Genomic DNA, 16595 nt, shown 5'->3' with positions numbered 1-16595 from the left:
CCGGCGCTAGGGTCGCGCCATGACCCTCTCTGATCACGATAAGCCACTGCTGGGCATCACCCTGATGCTGGGCTTTTGCCTGCTGGCGCCGTTTGGCGATTCGCTGGCCAAGCTGTTGGGCCCGGAAATGGCGGTGGGCCAGCTTGTCACCCTGCGCTTTGCCTTTCAGGCGGCGATCCTGGTGCCGTTGACGCTGCTCACCGGGCGGGTCTGGCGGATGAGCCGGGGCGAATTCGGCTTTGTGGTGCTGCGCACGCTGCTGCACATCGTGGGCATTTCCCTGATGTTCAGCGCGCTGCTTTATCTGCCGCTGGCCGATGCGGTGGCCATCGCCTTTGTGATGCCCTTCATCATGCTGCTGCTGGGCTACTGGTTTCTGGGCGAAGAGGTGGGCGTCCGGCGTTTCACCGCCTGCGCGGTGGGCTTTGCCGGGACACTGCTGGTGGTGCAGCCCGCCTTTACCGATGTCGGCTGGCCCGCGCTGCTGCCGCTGGGGGTGGCACTGGTGTTTTCGCTGTTCATGCTGGTCACGCGGCGCATCGCCGGGACAACCGACCCGATCGGGATGCAGGCGGTGTCGGCGCTGATCGCGCTGGTCCTGCTGGTGCCGGTCATGGCGCTGACCCCCGCTGCTGTTCTGCCAGAGCTCGCATGGATCCCCCCCGGACAGCGCGGCTGGGTGCTGATCGCGCTGATGGGCACCGCAGGGACCTTTGCGCATCTGCTGATGACATGGTCGCTGCGCTATGCGCCTGCTGCGACGCTGGCCCCGATGCAGTATCTGGAGATCCCCTTTGCCACCGCCGTCGGCTTTGCCATCTTCGGCGACCTGCCCGGCCCGCTGGCCACCGTGGGCATTGCCATCACCATCGGCGCGGGCCTGTATATTGTCATCCGCGAGCGGGCCATGTTCCGGGCGCGTCCGCCAGCCCCGCAAGCAATGCACTCAGGCACGCCACCGGCAGGATAAGCAGCATTGCGGGCGCGTCCATCGTCAGCCGCACCGGGCCGTCGACCTCGTTCGAGGTGCCGGTCATGCCTGCGGGCGTGAATGTCAGCCCGTCGATGGGCCAGCGCAGCCCCGACGACCGCCCCGTCACCGGCGCCATCGGATACAACGAAAACCGGGTGCCCGTTGGCAGGTCCAGCGACAGCTCCGGCGGGCAGACCATCACCACATCCTCGGCCCCGATCAGCAGGCAGCGCCGGTCGGGGCGTTTGACCAGCACGGTCATCGCCGCAAGCTGATGATCCAGCCGCTGCCCCAAAAAGCCGTAGCCAAAGACCAAAGGTGCCTCGATATGGCGCAGGCATTTGTCGAAATCGGTGCTGTTCTGTTCGCGGATCGCGCGCAGCACGCCCGCGTCCAGTTGCGCCTGCACCTCTGGCGGCAATGAGTCCATGTCGCCATAGACCGCGTCCGGCATCCGCCCCAGAGCCAGCACCTGCGCCGCGCCACCATCGGCCGCCACCACCATGCCCGCAGCCGGCAAAGCCGCCGCCAGAACCTGCCGGTCGACCTCTCCGCCACCGACAAGCAACACTGGCGCGGAGTATTGAACAATTTTAGTATTCATGGCCGATTAATGACGTTTTGGGAAACAGACCACAATCCGGTCATGAAATGATACCGTTGACGGCACAGATTCGAACAGCTTTCGTCTCGGTCAACGTGGTAAACACACTGTTGCAGAACGAATGAAAGTGAGCAGACCATGGTGAGTTCGAGCAAGATCCTGACCGTGTCCTATGGCACCTTCTCCTGTACCGCCGAAGGATTTGACGATCCGATGGAAGTGGTCAAGGAAACAACGCATTTCTTTCGCGGCGTTGTGGGCGAGGACCGGTTCTTTGGTGCCGAACCGCCGCAGTTCGACCCTGAACTGGCCACCGAATACCTGCGCGACCGGATGGCCGACACCGGCGGCACGCTGTCGCTGGGCAGCCCGCCCCGGGTGATGGCCGCCGCCGCCTCTGCCGGGGCGATGGCCGCCGCGATGAAAGGCCCCGCCGCACACACACATGATCAGGACGCCCTGCTGCCCGATGACGACACCATCGAGGCCACCGCCGTCCTGACGGAAACTTTGGCGCCGGACGTGTCCGACCTCGACCATGAGGCCGTGCTGGACCATCTGGTGCCCGACGGGCCGGAGGCGGCGCCTGCTCCGCACGTCTCCGCTCCGGACGATATCGCCGCCAAGCTGGACCGCATCCGCGCCGTTGTTGCGCAGACCGCCGAGGACGATGCCGAAGAGGACGCGCCCGAAATGGCGCCCGAAATGGCGGATGTCCCGGTCGAGGCCCCTGTGGCCGAGACGCTTGTCGCAGAGCCCGTTGTCGAAGATCCCGTTGTCGAAGAGCCTGTGGTCGAAGACCTCCTCGTCGAGAACCCTCTGGCCGAGGACCCGCTTGACGAAGAGGCGCTTTACGATGGCACGCCCGAAGAGGTGTCCCTGCGTGATGAGACGCCAGAGGACGATGCCCCGGAGGAAGACGCGCGGGATGACGCGCTGGAATCTCTGTTGGGGGAACTAGCGGTCGAAAGCGGCGATGCCGACGCCGCTGAACTGAACGACGACATCGACCTTGAAGACGACGACTACGACGATGACGCCGAAGACAGCGCCTTGGATGCCGCCGTCGCCAGCCTGATGGCCAGCAACGACGATGACGACGATGCACCCGCCGACGCGCGGCCGCTTGCCGCTGCGATCTCTGCCGTCGCGGCGCTGGCCGCCGGGCAGGCCGCCGACGATGACGACGACGACGAAGACGCGCTTGAGCCCGAGACCGCCGAGCTGGACGACCTGGACCAGCCCGCAATCGCGGACAGCGCCCTTACAGACACCGACCACACGGCCGCGCCCGTTCTGGGCCGGAACTGGGCCGCCGAAGGACCGCTGTCCCCCCCGTCCGAACCCAAGGCTGCGGAAACGCCGGAACCCACGCGTGACCCGGCCCCTCAGGCCACGCAACTGCGGGCCCGTGTGGTCAAGGTCAAGCGCGCCGCCTTTGAACAGGCGATCGACGATGGGATGCTCGAAGAGATCGAGGACGAGGGTCTGCCGCCGCCTGCGCCCAAGGCGGAAATCAGCAGCCTGTCGGTCGACGAAGAAGAGGAACTCGCCCGCGAACTCGCCGCCGTAAAGGCCGAACTGGCCAGCGATTTCGGTGCCTGGGATGACGATGATGATGACGATGCCTCCCCGGACCCGACCTTTGCGTCGACCATGCCGGGCATTGCCGCCATTGATCCCGAAACGGACGAGGACGACACCGCTGTTGCGCCCGACCATGCCGCGCCGCTGCGTCTCGACAATCCCATAGCCGCGCCCGCAACCTCTGCCGATCTGGATTGGGACGAGGACCGCGACGAAGACATGCAGACCAGCGCCCGCAAGGCCGTCAAGCTGGCCAGCCCGGCCCGCGCCCTGCTGACCGAACACGAGGTCGAGGATGACGACACCTCGCGGCTGATGGATCAGACCGACAACGAGATGGACGAACCCGAAGGCAACCGCCGCCGCAGCGCCATCGCGCATCTGCGCGCCGCCGTCGCCGCGACCAAGGCCGACCGCCTGCTGGGCAAAAAGGCCGACGCCGCAGAAGAACAGGAACCCTACCGCGAGGATCTGGCCAGCGTGGTGCGCCCGCGCCGCCCGCAAAGCGTCTCACGCCCGACCGAACGCCCTGAGGCCCCCGCCGAGGCACCGACACCGCTGAAACTGGTGGCCGAACAGCGCGTTGTCGCCTCGGATGAGATCAAGCCTGCGGCAGAGGCCGGTCCGGTCCGTCCCCGCCGTGTGCGCCGCACGGAACCGGCCCCCACGCCGGCGATGGACGCAGGCGACGAGTCAGGCTTTGCCGCCTTCGCCGAGGATGTGGGCGTCAAGGATCTGCCCGAATTGCTGGAGGCCGCCGCCGCCTACATGTCCTACGTCGAGGGCCGCGATCAATTTTCGCGCCCGCAACTGATGACCACCCTGCGTCAGGCGGAATTGACCGACAGTTCGCGTGAGGACCGTCTGCGCAGCTTTGGCCAGCTTCTGCGCGAAGGAAAAATCCGCAAGACCTCGGGCGGTCGGTTTACCGCCGCCGAAACGATCAGCTTCAAGCCCGCCGCCAACGGCTGAGCCTGTTGCCCCCGACAAAAAGCCCCCCGCGATGCAGATCGCGGGGGGCTTTTTCATGTCATGTCATGTCAGGGCGGGCGTCAGTCCTTGGCGTCCGGGTCCGGCTGGCCGACGCCTTTGAAAATCGGCTTCAACGGCAAAATCCACGCGACGCCAAAGATCACGTAGATCACAAATTCCACCGCCAGCGGCAGTTGCCACAGGTTCAACCGGCTCAGGATGCCCCATGCCAGCACGATATACAGCGGAAAGCCCACCAGCAGCACAAAGAGGGACCACCGCTTGCGCGCCTTGTAGCTGAGTGCCATGTTCTTGCTCCTCTCGACAGCGCGGCGGGGGATCGCCCCGCCCTTGCCTGCGGATTTAGTCCTCGAAGGGGTCGGTGACCAGAATCGTGTCGTCGCGTTCCGGTGAGGTCGACAACAGCGCCACCGGGCAGCCAATCAACTCCTCGACCCGGCGCACGTATTTGATCGCCGCCGCGGGCAGATCGGCCCAGCTGCGCGCGCCTTCGGTCGACTCGCTCCAGCCGTCCATTTCCTCGTAGATCGGCACGCAGCGCGCCTGCTGCTCGGACGCAAACGGCAGGTAGTCCAGCCGCGTGCCGTCCAGGTCGTAGCCGACGCAGATCTTGAGGGTTTCAAACCCGTCCAGCACGTCCAGCTTGGTCAGAGAAATACCGTTGACGCCCGACGTGGCGCAGGTCTGGCGCACCAGAACCGCGTCGAACCAGCCGCAGCGCCGCTTGCGGCCGGTGGTGGTGCCAAACTCGTGGCCGCGTTCGCCCAGCCGCTGGCCATCGGCGTCCAGCAGTTCGGTCGGGAAAGGCCCCTCACCGACGCGGGTGGTGTAGGCCTTGACGATGCCCAGCACAAAATCAATTGCCCCCGGCCCGATCCCGGTGCCGGTCGCCGCCTGCCCCGCGATCACGTTGGACGAAGTGACAAAGGGATAGGTGCCAAAGTCGATGTCCAGCAGCGCGCCTTGCGCGCCCTCGAACAGGATACGATCCCCGGCGCGGCGCTTTTCGTTGAGGATTTTCCAGACCGGCCCGGCGTATTCCAGAATTTTCGGCGCGATTTCGCGTAGTTGCGCGATCAGCGCGGCGCGGTCCACCGGGTCGATCCCCAGACCACGGCGCAGGGGATCGTGGTGCTGCAATGCGCGGTCCACCCGCGCCTCCAGCGTGGCATCGTCGGCCAGATCGGCGACGCGAATCGCCCGGCGGCCCACCTTGTCCTCATAGGCGGGGCCGATGCCGCGCCCGGTGGTGCCAATTTTGGTGCCCTTGCTGGCCGCCTCTTCGCGGGCGCGGTCCAACTCGCCGTGGATCGGCAGGATCAGCGGCGTGTTTTCCGCGATCATCAGCGTTTCCGGCGTGATCTCAACGCCCTGCGCGCGCACGGTTTCGATTTCCTGCATCAGGTGCCAAGGGTCCAGCACAACGCCATTGCCGATCACCGACAGCTTGCCCCGGCGCACAACCCCCGAGGGCAGCGCGTGCAGCTTGTAGACCTTGCCATCGACGACAAGGGTATGACCCGCATTGTGACCACCCTGAAAGCGGCAGATCACATCCGCCCGGCTGGACAGCCAGTCGACGATCTTGCCCTTGCCCTCGTCACCCCACTGCGCGCCCACGACGACCACATTAGCCATGGATTTCCCCTTTACCGGCGTTGCAAACCCGCGTGTGTATACGCGCGCAATCCCGCCTGCGAAACCGCAAAAACGCCGCAAGAGGCTGGACAGGGGCGGCGTGTCAGGGCAGCAAGGCACCAAACCCCGGGAGGCACCCAAAATGAGTTTCTTTCTGCGCTGGCTCTTTGCCTTTGTGCTGCTGGCAGCGACGTTCAATCCGACGCAATGGAACTATGTCCGTTGGGCATCTGCCAATTTCGACACGCAAATGCCGGTTGTGGTGCTGCTCGGCCTTGTGCTGCTGATCGGTTACATTATCTACTTGCGCGCCACGCTGCGGTCGATCGGTCTGTTCGGCATGGCGCTGATCCTGGCCCTTGTGGGCGCGATTCTCTGGGTGCTGATCTTTTACGGTCTGGTCGACCTCAGCGATCCCAAGCTGGCCACATGGATCGGGATTTTTGCCCTGTCGCTGGTGCTGGGCGTGGGTCTCAGCTGGTCGATCATCCGGCGCAGGCTGTCCGGTCAGGTCGATATGGACGACGTCGAGGAATAAGCCTCAACAGCCGTCGCGGCCCAGCACAAGCACCCAGATATTGCCGTCGCCGCGCACCAGACCGTAGTCGCTGACGCCGCCGTTCAACATGTTGCGGCGGTGTCCGGGTGAGGTCATCCAGTCGGCAAACACCTCTTCGAGGCTGCGCTGGCCCTTGGCGATGTTCTCGGCGATCTGGCAGGGGCGATAGCCGGCGCGCCGGGCGCGGTCCATGACATCGCTGCCATCGGACCCGCTGTGCGCAAAGAACCCCCTGCGCGCCATGTCGCGCGCGTGGCGGCGCGCCGCCTTTTCCAGCGGTGCAGAGGAGGACAGCGGCGCCAGCCCGGCCTCGGCGCGCAGCCCGTTCAACAGCGCGCGTTCCTCCCCCGCGCAGGCCACCCCCGCCGTCATCACCAGTGCCAAAGCCAACCACCGCATGCCCGTGCCCTCCTACAAGGTTTCTGCCAGCCTCCGTGCCAACCGGGTCTGGCGTCCGATTGCGGCCTCCAGATCGAAACTGACGACCTGTCCGTCGCGGACCACCGCGCGCCCCTCGACGATCAGGTCGCGGACCTTTTGCGGTCCCGCCAGCAACAGCGCCGCCGGATCCCAACTGCCCGCGCTTTCGACGCCAGAGACATCCCACAGCGCCAGATCTGCCCGTTTCCCGACCGCGATCTGACCACAGTCGTCGCGGCCCAGCACCTCGGCCCCGCCACGTGTCGCGATCCACAGTGCCTCACGCGCGCTCATGGCGTCCGCGCCGCGTGCGACCCGCTGCAACAGCATGGCTTGCCGCGCCTCTGCCGCAAGGTTGCTGGTATCATTGCTGGCCGACCCGTCGACGCCAAGCCCAACCTTCACCCCGGCATCCCTCATCGCCCGAACCGGCGCGATTCCGCTGCCCAGACGGCAGTTGGAGCAGGGGCAATGCGCCACCCCGGTCCGGGTCCGCGCAAACAGGGCAATCTCTTGCGCGTCCAGCTTGACGCAGTGGGCGTGCCAGACATCCTCACCGGTCCAGCCCAGATCTTCGGCGTATTGGCCGGGGCGACAGCCGAAATGCGCCAGCGAATAGGCGACGTCCTCATCGTTTTCCGCCAGATGGGTGTGCAGCATCACCCCCTTGGCGCGCGCCAGCAGGGCGGCGTCGCGCATCAGCTCGCGGCTGACGGAGAACGGCGAACAGGGAGCCACGCCGACGCGCACCATCGCGCCGGGGCGCGGATCATGAAAGCCGTCGATCACCCGGATGCAATCGTCCAGAATGGCGGCCTCACGCTCGACCAGACTGTCGGGGGGCAGGCCCCCGGCGCTTTCGCCGATGCTCATCGCGCCGCGTGTGGGATGGAACCGCAGCCCCACGTCCGCCGCCGCCGCAATGGTGTCATCCAGCCGCGCGCCATTGGGATAGAGGTACAGGTGGTCAGAGGTCAGCGTGCAGCCCGACAGCGCCAGTTCCGCCAGCCCGACCTGGGCGGAAACAAACATCTCTTCGGGACCAAAGCGCGCCCAGATCGGGTAGAGCGTCTTGAGCCAGCCGAACAGCAGCGCATCCTGCCCGCCGGGCACCGCGCGGGTCAGCGTCTGGTACAGATGGTGGTGCGTGTTCACCAGACCGGGCGTGACCACGCAGGTCCCCGCGTCGACCACCGTGCCCTGCGTGGTCAGCCCTTGACCGATCTCAGCGATCACCCCATCGCGCAGGCGCAGGTCGACGCCGCACAGTTCGGTTTTCGCGTCGTCCATACACAGGGCGGTGCGCGCATTGCGGATGAGAATTTCGGATTGTGCCATATCAGCCTCTCACAAAACCCCAATTCGGTGAGAGATCCGCCAAAGCGCGCCAGAATGGGGGAAAGGACGCGCGCTTTGCCCGGATCGCCTACCCTTTGCGATGCAGAAAGTCCAGCGCAGCGGCATGAATACGGGGGTTGGCAGCGGCCACCGCGCGCCCGCCGTCATGGACCGGGCCGCCCTCCCAGTTGGTGACAATGCCGCCTGCGGCCTCGATCACCGCGATGGGGGCCATGATGTCATAGGTCTGCAAACCGGCCTCGATCACCAGATCAATCTGCCCCGCCGCCAACAGCGCATAGGCGTAACAATCCATGCCATAGCGCACCAGCCGCGCCTGTGCCGCGACCCGGTCAAAGCCTGCGCGGTCGTCGGGCGTGCCGACCTCTGGGAAGGTGGTGAACAGGATCGCCTGATCCAGCCGGGTGGTGTCGCGGGTGCCCAGCGCGCCGCCGCCATGCGGCCCGGCGAAATCGGCGCGGCCAAACCCGCCGCGAAACCGTTCATTGGTGTAGGGCTGGTCGATCACGCCATAGAGCGGCCCCTGCGCGTCGCGCACCGCGATCAACACGCCCCAGGTGGGCGTGCCGGACATAAAGCCACGGGTGCCGTCGATCGGGTCCAGCACCCATGTCAGGCCGCTGTCGCCTGCGCTGGTGCCGTATTCCTCACCGAGAATCGCGTCGTTCGGGCGGCGTTGCGCCAGCAGATCGCGCATGGCGCGTTCTGCTGCCCGGTCGGCCGCAGTCACCGGATCGAATCCGGCCCCACCGGCCTTGTTCTCGGTGGTTAGCCCGTGCTGTCGAAAATAGGGCAGAATCACCTTGCCCGCCGCGTCGGCCAAGGCCTCGGCGGTGTCCATCAGCTCTCGTGAGAGATCACCTTCGATCCGGTCCATGCGTCCCTCCTGTACCCGTCACCGGGCTACAGCAGGGACTGGATCGGCTCAAGCCACGTCAGAGAGAACGCGCGCCAGTTCGAACAGGCGACGACGCTGGTTTTCCGGGATCGCGTAGTAGGAACGGACCAGATCCAGTGCCTCTTTGTCGCCCATGATATCGGCCGGAATGCTTTCGCCGCTCTGCGGTTCGGCATTCTCGTTCTCGATTCCCTCGAAGAAAAAGCTCACGGGGACGTCCAGAGCGTCGGCAATGTCCCAGAGCCGTGAGGCACTGACACGATTGGCGCCGGTTTCGTATTTCTGGATCTGCTGGAACTTGATACCGACGCGTTCTGCCAGTTGCTGCTGGGTCATTCCGACCAGCCAACGGCGATGCCGGATTCGTTTGCCGACGTGAACATCAACGGGGTGCGCCATCTGTGTCTTCCTGTACTATGGGTGTGACCAGATGAGCCGAGACCGTACCCCAATCCCCCAAAGGCCCGCATCATCCTGCACGTATATACCCTGAATTGCTACATCATAACGGGCCTCGAAATCAAGCCGCGCGACCACCCAATGATGGAAAACCAAACCCAAAAACACGACAAAGTTGAATAGGGTCCTTATCCTTTTGGATACTTTTGCGGGGCATCGGGATGGTCGATGGCTTTGCCTCCTGCGCGATCTCCGCTAGGCAAAGGCATAAATCGCAAGCGGAGACCGGTATGCGCGCCTACTATCTGACCGACCACGACAGCCCGCCCAGCCTGAGCGAAATCGCCGTGCCAGAGCCCGGTCCGGGTGAAATCCGGCTGCGGATCGCCGCCTGCGGTCTGAATTTCGCTGATCTGCTGATGCAAAAAGGCACCTATCAGGACACCCCCGCCCTGCCCTTTGTCCTCGGGATGGAGGTGTCGGGAATCGTCGATGCGCTGGGGCCGGATGTCGACAGCTTCAAACCCGGCGACCGGGTGGCGGTGTTCGGCGGCAAGGGCGGGCTGGCGGAGTACGGCTGTTTTCCGGCCTCCCGCGCGGTGCATCTGCCCGACAGCATGGGCTGGGTCGATGCGGCGGCGTTCCAGATCGCCTATGGCACCAGCCATGTGGCGCTAGACCACCGCGCGCGTTTGCAACCGGGCGAAACCCTGCTGGTGCTGGGCGCGGCGGGCGGCGTCGGCCTGACGGCAGTGGAGATCGGCAAGCTGATGGGCGCGCGGGTCGTGGCCTGCGCCCGCGGCGCGGACAAGCTCGCCGCCGCCAAGACTGCGGGCGCCGACCACCTGATTGATGCCTCCGACGCCGACATCCGGGCCGAGATGAAGGCGCTTGGCGGCGCGGATGTGGTCTATGACCCGGTCGGCGGCGACCAGTTTCAGGCCGCTTTCCGGTCCTGCCGACCAGAGGCGCGCATCCTGACCATCGGCTTTGCCTCTGGCGAGGTGCCGCAGATCAAGGCCAATCACCTGCTGGTCAAGAACCTGTCGGTCATGGGGCTGTACTGGGGCGGCTATCTGGGGTTCCGCCCAGAGGTGCTGACCGGATCGCTGGCGCAACTGATGGCATGGCACGCCGAGGGGCGGATCACCCCCCACGTCAGCCACGTCCTGCCGCTGGATCGCGCGGCAGAGGGGATGGAGTTGCTGCGGACCCGCAAATCCACCGGCAAGGTGGTCATCACGCTGGACACCTGACGCCCAAATTTCGCCATAGGCGCAGGTTAACCACGGCGCAGGGGCCCCGGCCCCTGTTTGCCAATCCGGGAAGACCCGCCATGACCCGAACCGCCCATGTCCTGCCGACCCTCGTGGCGCATCTGCTGCTGCTGGCGCTTGGCGGCGCGGCCCTTGCCATGCCAGAGGCCGTGCTGGCGCGGGTCTCACACCTCGCCGGGCCGTTCGAGACGCGCGACTGGCTGATGCGCGGCTTTGGCGCGGGGATGATCGCGCTGTCGCTGGCGCTGTGGATCGACACCCGCCGGGCAGAGGGCCAGCCCGTCGCCGGTCTGCTCTGGCTGCTGGGCGCGGGACTGACCGCTTGTTTCCTGCTCTATGCCCAACAACTGAGCGACTGGTGGATCGACGACGCGGGCATCACCTTTTCCTACGCACGCTCATTGGCCGAGGGCGCGGGCCTTACCTTTCATCCCGGCACGCCACCGACCGAGGGCTATTCCAGCACCACATGGATGGCGACCCTTGCAGCGGCGCACAGCCTTGGCGTCGACATCCCGCAGGCGGCCAAAACCATCGGCCTTGGGTTGACGGTCCTGACCCTGTGGATCAGCGTCACATGGGTCTGGCGCGTCACCGAAAGCGCGCTGGCCATGGTGCTGAGCGTCGCGGCCATCGGCACCGCCCCCACGGTTGTCTGGGCCACCTCGGGGCAGGAACACGCGCTGCAAGCACTGCTCTTGCTGCTCATCGGGGCCGCCGCCCACCTGCGTCGCTGGCGGCTGCCGGTCGCCTTGCTGCTGTCACTCCTGATCTGGACCCGGCCCGAAACCCCGCTGATCGTGATCGCCGTCTTTGTCGCCGCGCTGTTCATGACCCGAGTCGAAGAGGGGCGCACCCGGTTCTGGCGCAACCTCCTCCTTGCCGCCCTGCCCTTTGCCGCCTTTGTCGGGCTGATGGCCTTTCGGATGCACTATTTCGGCGACCCCTTCCCTAACCCCTACCATGCCAAGACCTCTGCCAGCAGCTTTGCCGGGCTGGTCAATCCCTTTGGCGGCGGCTGGCGCTATGTCTGGGGCGGGTTGCAGGACAGCGGGCTGATCCTGCTGCTGCCGCTGGTGATGGTGGTGGGCGCAAGGGACAGCCTGCCGCGCCGCTGGGTGATCTTTGCGACGCTGGCCGGGCACATCGGCTTTGTCGTCTGGGCCAAGGGCGACTGGATGGGTCAGTACCGGTTCCTGATGCCGGTGCTGCCGCTGATCGTACTGCCTGCGGTCATGGCCATCGACCACGCCTTTTCCCTGCGGTCGCGGGCCTGGCTGGCCACGCTCGCCTCTATCGCGCTGTTTGCCAATACGCTGACGCAGGTGGACAGGTTCGACGCCGACCCGACCACGCCCTTGGCGGTGGTGTCAGAGATCGGCCAGAACTTTGCCAAGGTGGCCGAAAAAATGACCATCCAGACCCCGCTGCTGGCCCATCACGACGCGGGCGCAATCAGCTATGAACGCTCTATCGGGCTGGTCGATCTGGGCGGGCTGGTGGACCGCGACGTGGCCAAGAACATGGGCAACGCCGACTTCCTGCGCGCCTATATCTTTGAGCAGACACAGCCGCATTTCATCTTTGGCGCGCGCAACTTTGCCGCCGCGTCGGGCTTTCTGGACGGCCCGGAACTGGCGCGCGACTATGTTCCGCTGCGCTTTCCGAACCATCCGATCATGCAGAGCGACTATTCCCACATCCGCCGCGACGCGGTGCAAGAGGCCACAGGCATCACCCTCACCCGCGACGCGGACGGCACCCTGACAGAGGTCATCGTGACCGATCTGGAACCCTAGCCCGCCTGCTCCTTGGCCCAGACCATGTCGATCATCGCCTGCGTGCCGCGGCTGAACTCCAGCGGACAGGGGTAATGCACCTTGTCCAGCACGCTGGCGTTGAACGCCTCGACCTGATGGACATAGTGATTGTCCGAGGGAAAGCGGTAGGCCGTCTCGACCAGATCCTTGGACTGCACCAGCACCCGCGCCTCACCGTAGACCCCGGCATTGAACGGCGCGGTCAGCTTCATCACGCCGTCTTCGCCGTGAAAGACCACCTCTTGCCACGGCGCCATCCGCATCGAGACGATGCCGGTGTAGTGATAGGAAGGAAAGCGCGCGGTGATATGCGTCCAGACGTCCACGCCGTTTTCGCGCACCACCTCTGCCGACAGGATTTCCTCCGGTTCTTCGCCGGTCACAAACCGGGTCGCGCCATAGATATAGACGCCGATATCCGGCACCGCGCCGCCGCCTGTGTCGGGACGGTTGCGGATGTTATCCCCGTCAAGGCGGTTGTCATAGGAGAACGCGGCTGAGACGCGCACCAGCTTGCCAATCGCGCCCTCCTGATACAGTTGGCTGGCCTTTTGCCACTGCGGATGATGCACGATCATATAGGCCTCTGCCGCCAGCAGGCCGGTCTCATTGCGCTTGGCGATCACCGGGTCGAACTCTGCCGCCGTCATCGCCAGCGGTTTTTCCACCAGCACATGCTTGCCTGCCTCCAGCGCCTTGAGCGCCCATTCCACATGCAGGTGGTTGGGCAACGGCACATAAACAGCGTCGATCTCCGGGTCCGCCAGTAGCGCGTCATAGCTGTCATGGACCCGCAGCCCCGGTGCCAGCTCCTCAAACGGCGCGGCCTTGTCCGGCGAAGAGGTCGCCAATGCGGCCAGCCGCCCCCGCCGGCCCATATGCAAGGCCGGTCCCATATGCTGCCGCGCGAATTTCGCAGCGCCCAAAATGCCCCAGCGAACGTGATCAGTCATACTTTCCTCCCCCAGACGTTAGCGCCAACCTGACGCCCCGCAGCGGGCTTGGCAACCAGACCGTTGCAGCCCGTGACGCCAAATGGCATCACGCCGTCAAATCCAACCTAAGCAAAGTGATCTTCGATGCTGCGACTCTTGCCTTTTGTCTTTTCCCTGTGTGCCTCTGCCGCGATGGCGCAAGACTGCGTTCCCATCGCCGACGCCTGCCTGACGCCAGAGGACAGCCGCGTCGCATTTGGCCCCGATACGCTGGACGACCTGCCGAAACTGTCGGATGTGCCGTGGGTGCAATCGGTAGAACTGGCCGGTGACGGCGACCCTGCGCGCACCGTCGACCTGTCGCCGCTAAACGGCCTTGCCGCTCTGACCTATTTGCGGGTCGATCAACTGCCCGGTGCCCGTTGGGATACGCTGGATTTGCCCGGACTTCTTGCGATCAGACTCAAGGACAACGGGATTTCAGACTTCGGCTTTCTCTCCGGGATGCCAAAGCTTGTCGCGTTGTGGCTGAAAGAAGATGTCGGGCTGTCCGATATCCCGCGCCAGACGCTGGCTAGGGTCGAGAACCTGCGCCTGAACGGCCCGGACCTGCGCGACATCAACGCGGACGGCGCGCTTGTGAACCTCAAGATCCTCGGGTTCTGGAATGTCACACTGCCCGATCTCAAAGGGCTGGGGCCGACCCCGGCGCTGGAAGTGCTGAATGTCGAGGGGCAGCAGATCGACAGCCTCGACGGGCTGATCGTCGGCCCTGCCTTTCGGAAACTGATGGCCAAGGAATCGACCCTCACCGACATTTCCGCCCTCGCCCCCGCAGAGAATATCGAGGCCGTTCTGGCCAAGAACAGCCGCATCGCCGATATTTCCGCGCTAAGCGGCAAGACCCAGCTGAAAACGCTGTTCCTGACCGGAACGCAGGTCGCGGTCCTTTCCCCTATCAAGGACATGACCGCGCTGCAAATGCTCAGCTTTTCCGACACGCCGGTGACGGATATCTCGGCGCTCGCCGGTCTGCCGGAACTGGTGGTCATCTACATGAACGTGACCCGCGTCACCGATTTCACGCCCCTGCTGCAAAGCCGCCCGGACATCATCCTGCGGATCAACTCCGACCAGATCCTCGCCAGCGGCAGATTGCCCGAGTTCATCGCCAACGAGGGCTGGAAACGCGGACCTCTGTACGAGAACTGACATGGAAAAAGCCCCCACCGGACGTCCGATGGGGGCCAACCCGTGCCTCTGAACACTTGAGGGAAGTCTTGGGCCTGGGTTTCCTGTCTCAGGCGCTGGCCAGCATCCCCTGATCCTTGGCCAATTCGCGCATCCGCTTTTGCAGTTTCTCGAACGCGCGCACCTCGATCTGGCGAATGCGCTCACGCGATACATCGTACTGACCCGAAAGCTCCTCCAGCGTGACCGCCGACTCTGCCAGACGCCGCTGGGTCAGGATGTCCTTTTCACGGTCGTTCAGAACCTCCATCGCCTCGGTCAGCAGGGCGCGCCGCGCCTCCAGCTCATCGCGTTCGGCGTAATCCCCGGCCTGATCGGCGTCTTCGTCTTCCAGCCAGTCCTGCCATTGCATCGTGCCCTCGCCTTCAGAGCCGACGGTGGCATTCAACGAGGCATCACCGCCCGACAGACGCCGGTTCATGCTGATGACTTCGGTTTCGGTCACCCCCAGATCGGTGGCGATCTTCTGCACGTGTTCGGGACGCAGATCGCCCTCTTCCAGCGCACCGATGCGCGCCTTTGCCTTGCGCAGGTTGAAGAACAGTTTCTTCTGCGCGCTGGTGGTGCCCAGCTTCACCAGCGACCACGACCGCAGGATGTATTCCTGAATCGACGCCCTGATCCACCACATCGCATAGGTCGCAAGGCGGAACCCCTTTTCCGGGTCAAATCGTTTGACCGCCTGCATCAGGCCCACATTGGCCTCAGAGATCACCTCTGCCTGTGGCAGCCCGTAACCGCGATAGCCCATGGCGATCTTGGCCGCCAACCGCAGGTGCGAGGTGACCATCTGGTGCGCCGCTTCGGTGTCTTCATTCTCGACCCAGCGCTTGGCCAGCATGTATTCCTGTTCCGGTTCCAGAAGGGGGAATTTCCGGATCTCCTGAAGGTAACGGCTCAGGCCCGCTTCCGGCGAGGGTGCCGGCAAATTTGCATAGTTCGACATTGTTTCTGTCCCTCCGTTCGGACCCGCATGTTACGGGGTTTAACATTAGTTAGGTAACTGAACGCTTCAGTTCAAGTCCTGAGAACCGTCGCATTTCATTTGAACCGCAGCTATGATCCAGCCTCCGGGGTGTCACCCTTTATGTCATAGCGTCACGAAGACGTGCTTGGTTCCGATTTTCCTGCAATATATGCAGAACTGCATACTTGTACTGCAAGATGCGCCAATATTCAAGCATTTTAGCATATGATACAGCGGCATCAGCCATCGCCGGAAAGGACCCCCAATGCCTGCCATCCCCCATTCCCCCGCCCTCACCCGCAGCGCCGGAGCGCTGTACCTTGTGATCATCCTGTGCGGATTGACGGCAGAGCTTGCCCTGCGCGGCCCCCTGCTACAGGGCAGCCCGACAGAGAGCGCCACCGCGATGGCCGCGCATCTGCCGCAACTGCGCCTCAGCCTGCTGGCGGATGTCGTCATGCTGCTGGCCGACATCGCGCTGGCGCTGGTGTTCTTCAGCCTGCTGCGGGACCGCGCCCCCGCCCTTGCCCGCGCCGCCATGATCTTTCGCCTTGGTCAGGCGGTGCTGATCGGGACCAGCCTGATGGCGCTGGCCAGCGCCCCCGCCCTGCTGGACGACCTTCCGCGCATGGCCGTCCACATGACCGACATGCACGCGCTTGGCTATGACATCGGCCTGATCCTGTTCGGCGTGAACAGCCTGCTCATGGCCCGCCTGCTGGGCCTTGGGGATACGCCCCGCATCATCGCCCTGGGCATCGCGGCGGCAGGCCTCGTCTACCTGACCGGCAGCCTGCTGCGCCTGACCGCCCCCGGCCTGTCAGCGACGTTTGAGCCCGCCTATCTGGTCTGTATCCTTGCCGAAAGCGCGCTGTGCCTCTGGCTGCTGATCACGGGTCGCATCTGAACCCCGGC

At 64.8% G+C, this 16595-nt stretch carries 16 protein-coding genes; 7 read left to right on the top strand and 9 right to left on the bottom strand.

What is annotated here, in order from left to right; all coding sequences use genetic code 11:
* Positions 1 to 19 precede the first annotated feature (19 nt).
* The gene (locus VOI21_RS16510) at positions 20 to 970 is read left to right on the top strand and encodes a DMT family transporter (RefSeq protein WP_323771043.1); all 951 of its coding nucleotides are present in this window, start codon (positions 20 to 22) and stop codon (positions 968 to 970) included.
* Here VOI21_RS16510 and VOI21_RS16505 read toward each other — a convergent pair.
* Positions 891 to 1577 (bottom strand): thiamine diphosphokinase, encoded by a 687-nt coding sequence (locus VOI21_RS16505; protein WP_323771042.1) that lies wholly within the window; start codon positions 1575 to 1577, stop codon positions 891 to 893. The genes VOI21_RS16510 and VOI21_RS16505 overlap by 80 nt on opposite strands.
* 138 nt (positions 1578 to 1715) lie before the next feature.
* Between VOI21_RS16505 and VOI21_RS16500 the strand changes: the two genes are divergently transcribed.
* Positions 1716 to 4136: a hypothetical protein gene (locus VOI21_RS16500; protein ID WP_323771041.1), complete on the top strand. Its 2421-nt coding sequence runs from the start codon at positions 1716 to 1718 to the stop codon at positions 4134 to 4136.
* A gap of 80 nt (positions 4137 to 4216) precedes the next feature.
* Here the strand turns inward: VOI21_RS16500 and VOI21_RS16495 are convergent, their stop codons facing one another.
* Complete coding sequence (locus VOI21_RS16495) at positions 4217 to 4444, bottom strand: DUF2842 domain-containing protein (RefSeq protein ID WP_323771039.1); 228 nt, start codon at positions 4442 to 4444, stop codon at positions 4217 to 4219.
* A 55-nt stretch (positions 4445 to 4499) separates the two neighbouring features.
* Positions 4500 to 5795 carry an adenylosuccinate synthase gene (locus VOI21_RS16490; RefSeq protein WP_323771038.1) on the bottom strand — a complete coding sequence of 432 codons (1296 nt, stop codon included), beginning with the start codon at positions 5793 to 5795 and terminating at the stop codon, positions 4500 to 4502.
* 142 nt (positions 5796 to 5937) lie between these two features.
* Here VOI21_RS16490 and VOI21_RS16485 point away from each other — a divergent pair, with 142 nt between their 5' ends.
* The gene (locus tag VOI21_RS16485) at positions 5938 to 6333 is read left to right on the top strand and encodes a DUF6524 family protein (protein WP_323771037.1); all 396 of its coding nucleotides are present in this window, start codon (positions 5938 to 5940) and stop codon (positions 6331 to 6333) included.
* 3 nt (positions 6334 to 6336) lie between these two features.
* Here the strand turns inward: VOI21_RS16485 and VOI21_RS16480 are convergent, their stop codons facing one another.
* The 4 genes from VOI21_RS16480 to VOI21_RS16465 all read right to left on the bottom strand — a co-directional run bounded on the left by VOI21_RS16480 (position 6337) and on the right by VOI21_RS16465 (position 9430).
* Complete coding sequence (locus tag VOI21_RS16480; protein WP_323771036.1) at positions 6337 to 6753, bottom strand: CAP domain-containing protein; 417 nt, start codon at positions 6751 to 6753, stop codon at positions 6337 to 6339.
* A gap of 12 nt (positions 6754 to 6765) precedes the next feature.
* Positions 6766 to 8112 carry an 8-oxoguanine deaminase gene (locus VOI21_RS16475; RefSeq protein WP_323771035.1) on the bottom strand — a complete coding sequence of 449 codons (1347 nt, stop codon included), beginning with the start codon at positions 8110 to 8112 and terminating at the stop codon, positions 6766 to 6768.
* Between the two features lie 88 nt (positions 8113 to 8200).
* A complete protein-coding gene (hisN, locus tag VOI21_RS16470; protein WP_323771034.1) occupies positions 8201 to 9010 on the bottom strand; it encodes a histidinol-phosphatase in 810 nt (269 codons plus the stop codon).
* 48 nt (positions 9011 to 9058) lie between these two features.
* A complete protein-coding gene (locus VOI21_RS16465; protein ID WP_323771033.1) occupies positions 9059 to 9430 on the bottom strand; it encodes a helix-turn-helix transcriptional regulator in 372 nt (123 codons plus the stop codon).
* Positions 9431 to 9720: 290 nt separating this feature from the next.
* Between VOI21_RS16465 and VOI21_RS16460 the strand changes: the two genes are divergently transcribed.
* Entirely contained in the window at positions 9721 to 10686 is a 966-nt protein-coding gene (locus tag VOI21_RS16460; RefSeq protein WP_323771032.1) for an NADPH:quinone oxidoreductase family protein, read from the top strand.
* An 80-nt stretch (positions 10687 to 10766) separates the two neighbouring features.
* Positions 10767 to 12506: a hypothetical protein gene (locus VOI21_RS16455; RefSeq protein ID WP_323771031.1), complete on the top strand. Its 1740-nt coding sequence runs from the start codon at positions 10767 to 10769 to the stop codon at positions 12504 to 12506.
* Here the strand turns inward: VOI21_RS16455 and VOI21_RS16450 are convergent.
* Positions 12503 to 13480, bottom strand: a complete 978-nt coding sequence (locus VOI21_RS16450; protein WP_323771030.1) for a Gfo/Idh/MocA family oxidoreductase — start codon at positions 13478 to 13480, stop codon at positions 12503 to 12505. The two genes, VOI21_RS16455 and VOI21_RS16450, sit on opposite strands and share 4 nt — an antisense overlap.
* A 126-nt stretch (positions 13481 to 13606) precedes the next feature.
* Between VOI21_RS16450 and VOI21_RS16445 the strand changes: the two genes are divergently transcribed.
* Positions 13607 to 14674, top strand: coding sequence for a hypothetical protein (locus VOI21_RS16445; protein ID WP_323771029.1), 1068 nt, complete (start codon positions 13607 to 13609; stop codon positions 14672 to 14674).
* A gap of 88 nt (positions 14675 to 14762) precedes the next feature.
* Here the strand turns inward: VOI21_RS16445 and rpoH are convergent, their stop codons facing one another.
* The gene (rpoH, locus tag VOI21_RS16440) at positions 14763 to 15659 is read right to left on the bottom strand and encodes an RNA polymerase sigma factor RpoH (protein ID WP_323771028.1); all 897 of its coding nucleotides are present in this window, start codon (positions 15657 to 15659) and stop codon (positions 14763 to 14765) included.
* A gap of 286 nt (positions 15660 to 15945) precedes the next feature.
* On the opposite strand from rpoH, the gene VOI21_RS16435 reads away from it, so the two are divergent.
* Positions 15946 to 16587 carry a DUF4386 domain-containing protein gene (locus VOI21_RS16435; RefSeq protein WP_323771027.1) on the top strand — a complete coding sequence of 214 codons (642 nt, stop codon included), beginning with the start codon at positions 15946 to 15948 and terminating at the stop codon, positions 16585 to 16587.
* Positions 16588 to 16595: the final 8 nt, after the last annotated feature.

It is taken from the genome of Antarctobacter sp. (genome assembly GCF_034670325.1).
Lineage (GTDB): Bacteria > Pseudomonadota > Alphaproteobacteria > Rhodobacterales > Rhodobacteraceae > Antarctobacter.
Note: the sequence above shows the minus strand (reverse complement) of the source record. Positions and strands in the feature narration are given on the sequence as shown.

What these genes read in the sequence shown, in the direction of transcription:
- VOI21_RS16490 (WP_323771038.1), bottom strand. Translation starts at nt 5,795, where the DNA reads ATGGCTAATGTGGTCGTCGTGGGCGCGCAGTGGGGTGACGAGGGCAAG.
- VOI21_RS16460 (WP_323771032.1), top strand. Translation starts at nt 9,721, where the DNA reads ATGCGCGCCTACTATCTGACCGACCACGACAGCCCGCCCAGCCTGAGC.
- VOI21_RS16475 (WP_323771035.1), bottom strand. Translation starts at nt 8,112, where the DNA reads ATGGCACAATCCGAAATTCTCATCCGCAATGCGCGCACCGCCCTGTGT.
- VOI21_RS16495 (WP_323771039.1), bottom strand. Translation starts at nt 4,444, where the DNA reads ATGGCACTCAGCTACAAGGCGCGCAAGCGGTGGTCCCTCTTTGTGCTG.
- hisN (WP_323771034.1), bottom strand. Translation starts at nt 9,010, where the DNA reads ATGGACCGGATCGAAGGTGATCTCTCACGAGAGCTGATGGACACCGCC.
- VOI21_RS16510 (WP_323771043.1), top strand. Translation starts at nt 20, where the DNA reads ATGACCCTCTCTGATCACGATAAGCCACTGCTGGGCATCACCCTGATG.
- rpoH (WP_323771028.1), bottom strand. Translation starts at nt 15,659, where the DNA reads ATGTCGAACTATGCAAATTTGCCGGCACCCTCGCCGGAAGCGGGCCTG.
- VOI21_RS16465 (WP_323771033.1), bottom strand. Translation starts at nt 9,430, where the DNA reads ATGGCGCACCCCGTTGATGTTCACGTCGGCAAACGAATCCGGCATCGC.
- VOI21_RS16485 (WP_323771037.1), top strand. Translation starts at nt 5,938, where the DNA reads ATGAGTTTCTTTCTGCGCTGGCTCTTTGCCTTTGTGCTGCTGGCAGCG.
- VOI21_RS16445 (WP_323771029.1), top strand. Translation starts at nt 13,607, where the DNA reads ATGCTGCGACTCTTGCCTTTTGTCTTTTCCCTGTGTGCCTCTGCCGCG.
- VOI21_RS16455 (WP_323771031.1), top strand. Translation starts at nt 10,767, where the DNA reads ATGACCCGAACCGCCCATGTCCTGCCGACCCTCGTGGCGCATCTGCTG.
- VOI21_RS16500 (WP_323771041.1), top strand. Translation starts at nt 1,716, where the DNA reads ATGGTGAGTTCGAGCAAGATCCTGACCGTGTCCTATGGCACCTTCTCC.
- VOI21_RS16435 (WP_323771027.1), top strand. Translation starts at nt 15,946, where the DNA reads ATGCCTGCCATCCCCCATTCCCCCGCCCTCACCCGCAGCGCCGGAGCG.
- VOI21_RS16480 (WP_323771036.1), bottom strand. Translation starts at nt 6,753, where the DNA reads ATGCGGTGGTTGGCTTTGGCACTGGTGATGACGGCGGGGGTGGCCTGC.
- VOI21_RS16450 (WP_323771030.1), bottom strand. Translation starts at nt 13,480, where the DNA reads ATGACTGATCACGTTCGCTGGGGCATTTTGGGCGCTGCGAAATTCGCG.
- VOI21_RS16505 (WP_323771042.1), bottom strand. Translation starts at nt 1,577, where the DNA reads ATGAATACTAAAATTGTTCAATACTCCGCGCCAGTGTTGCTTGTCGGT.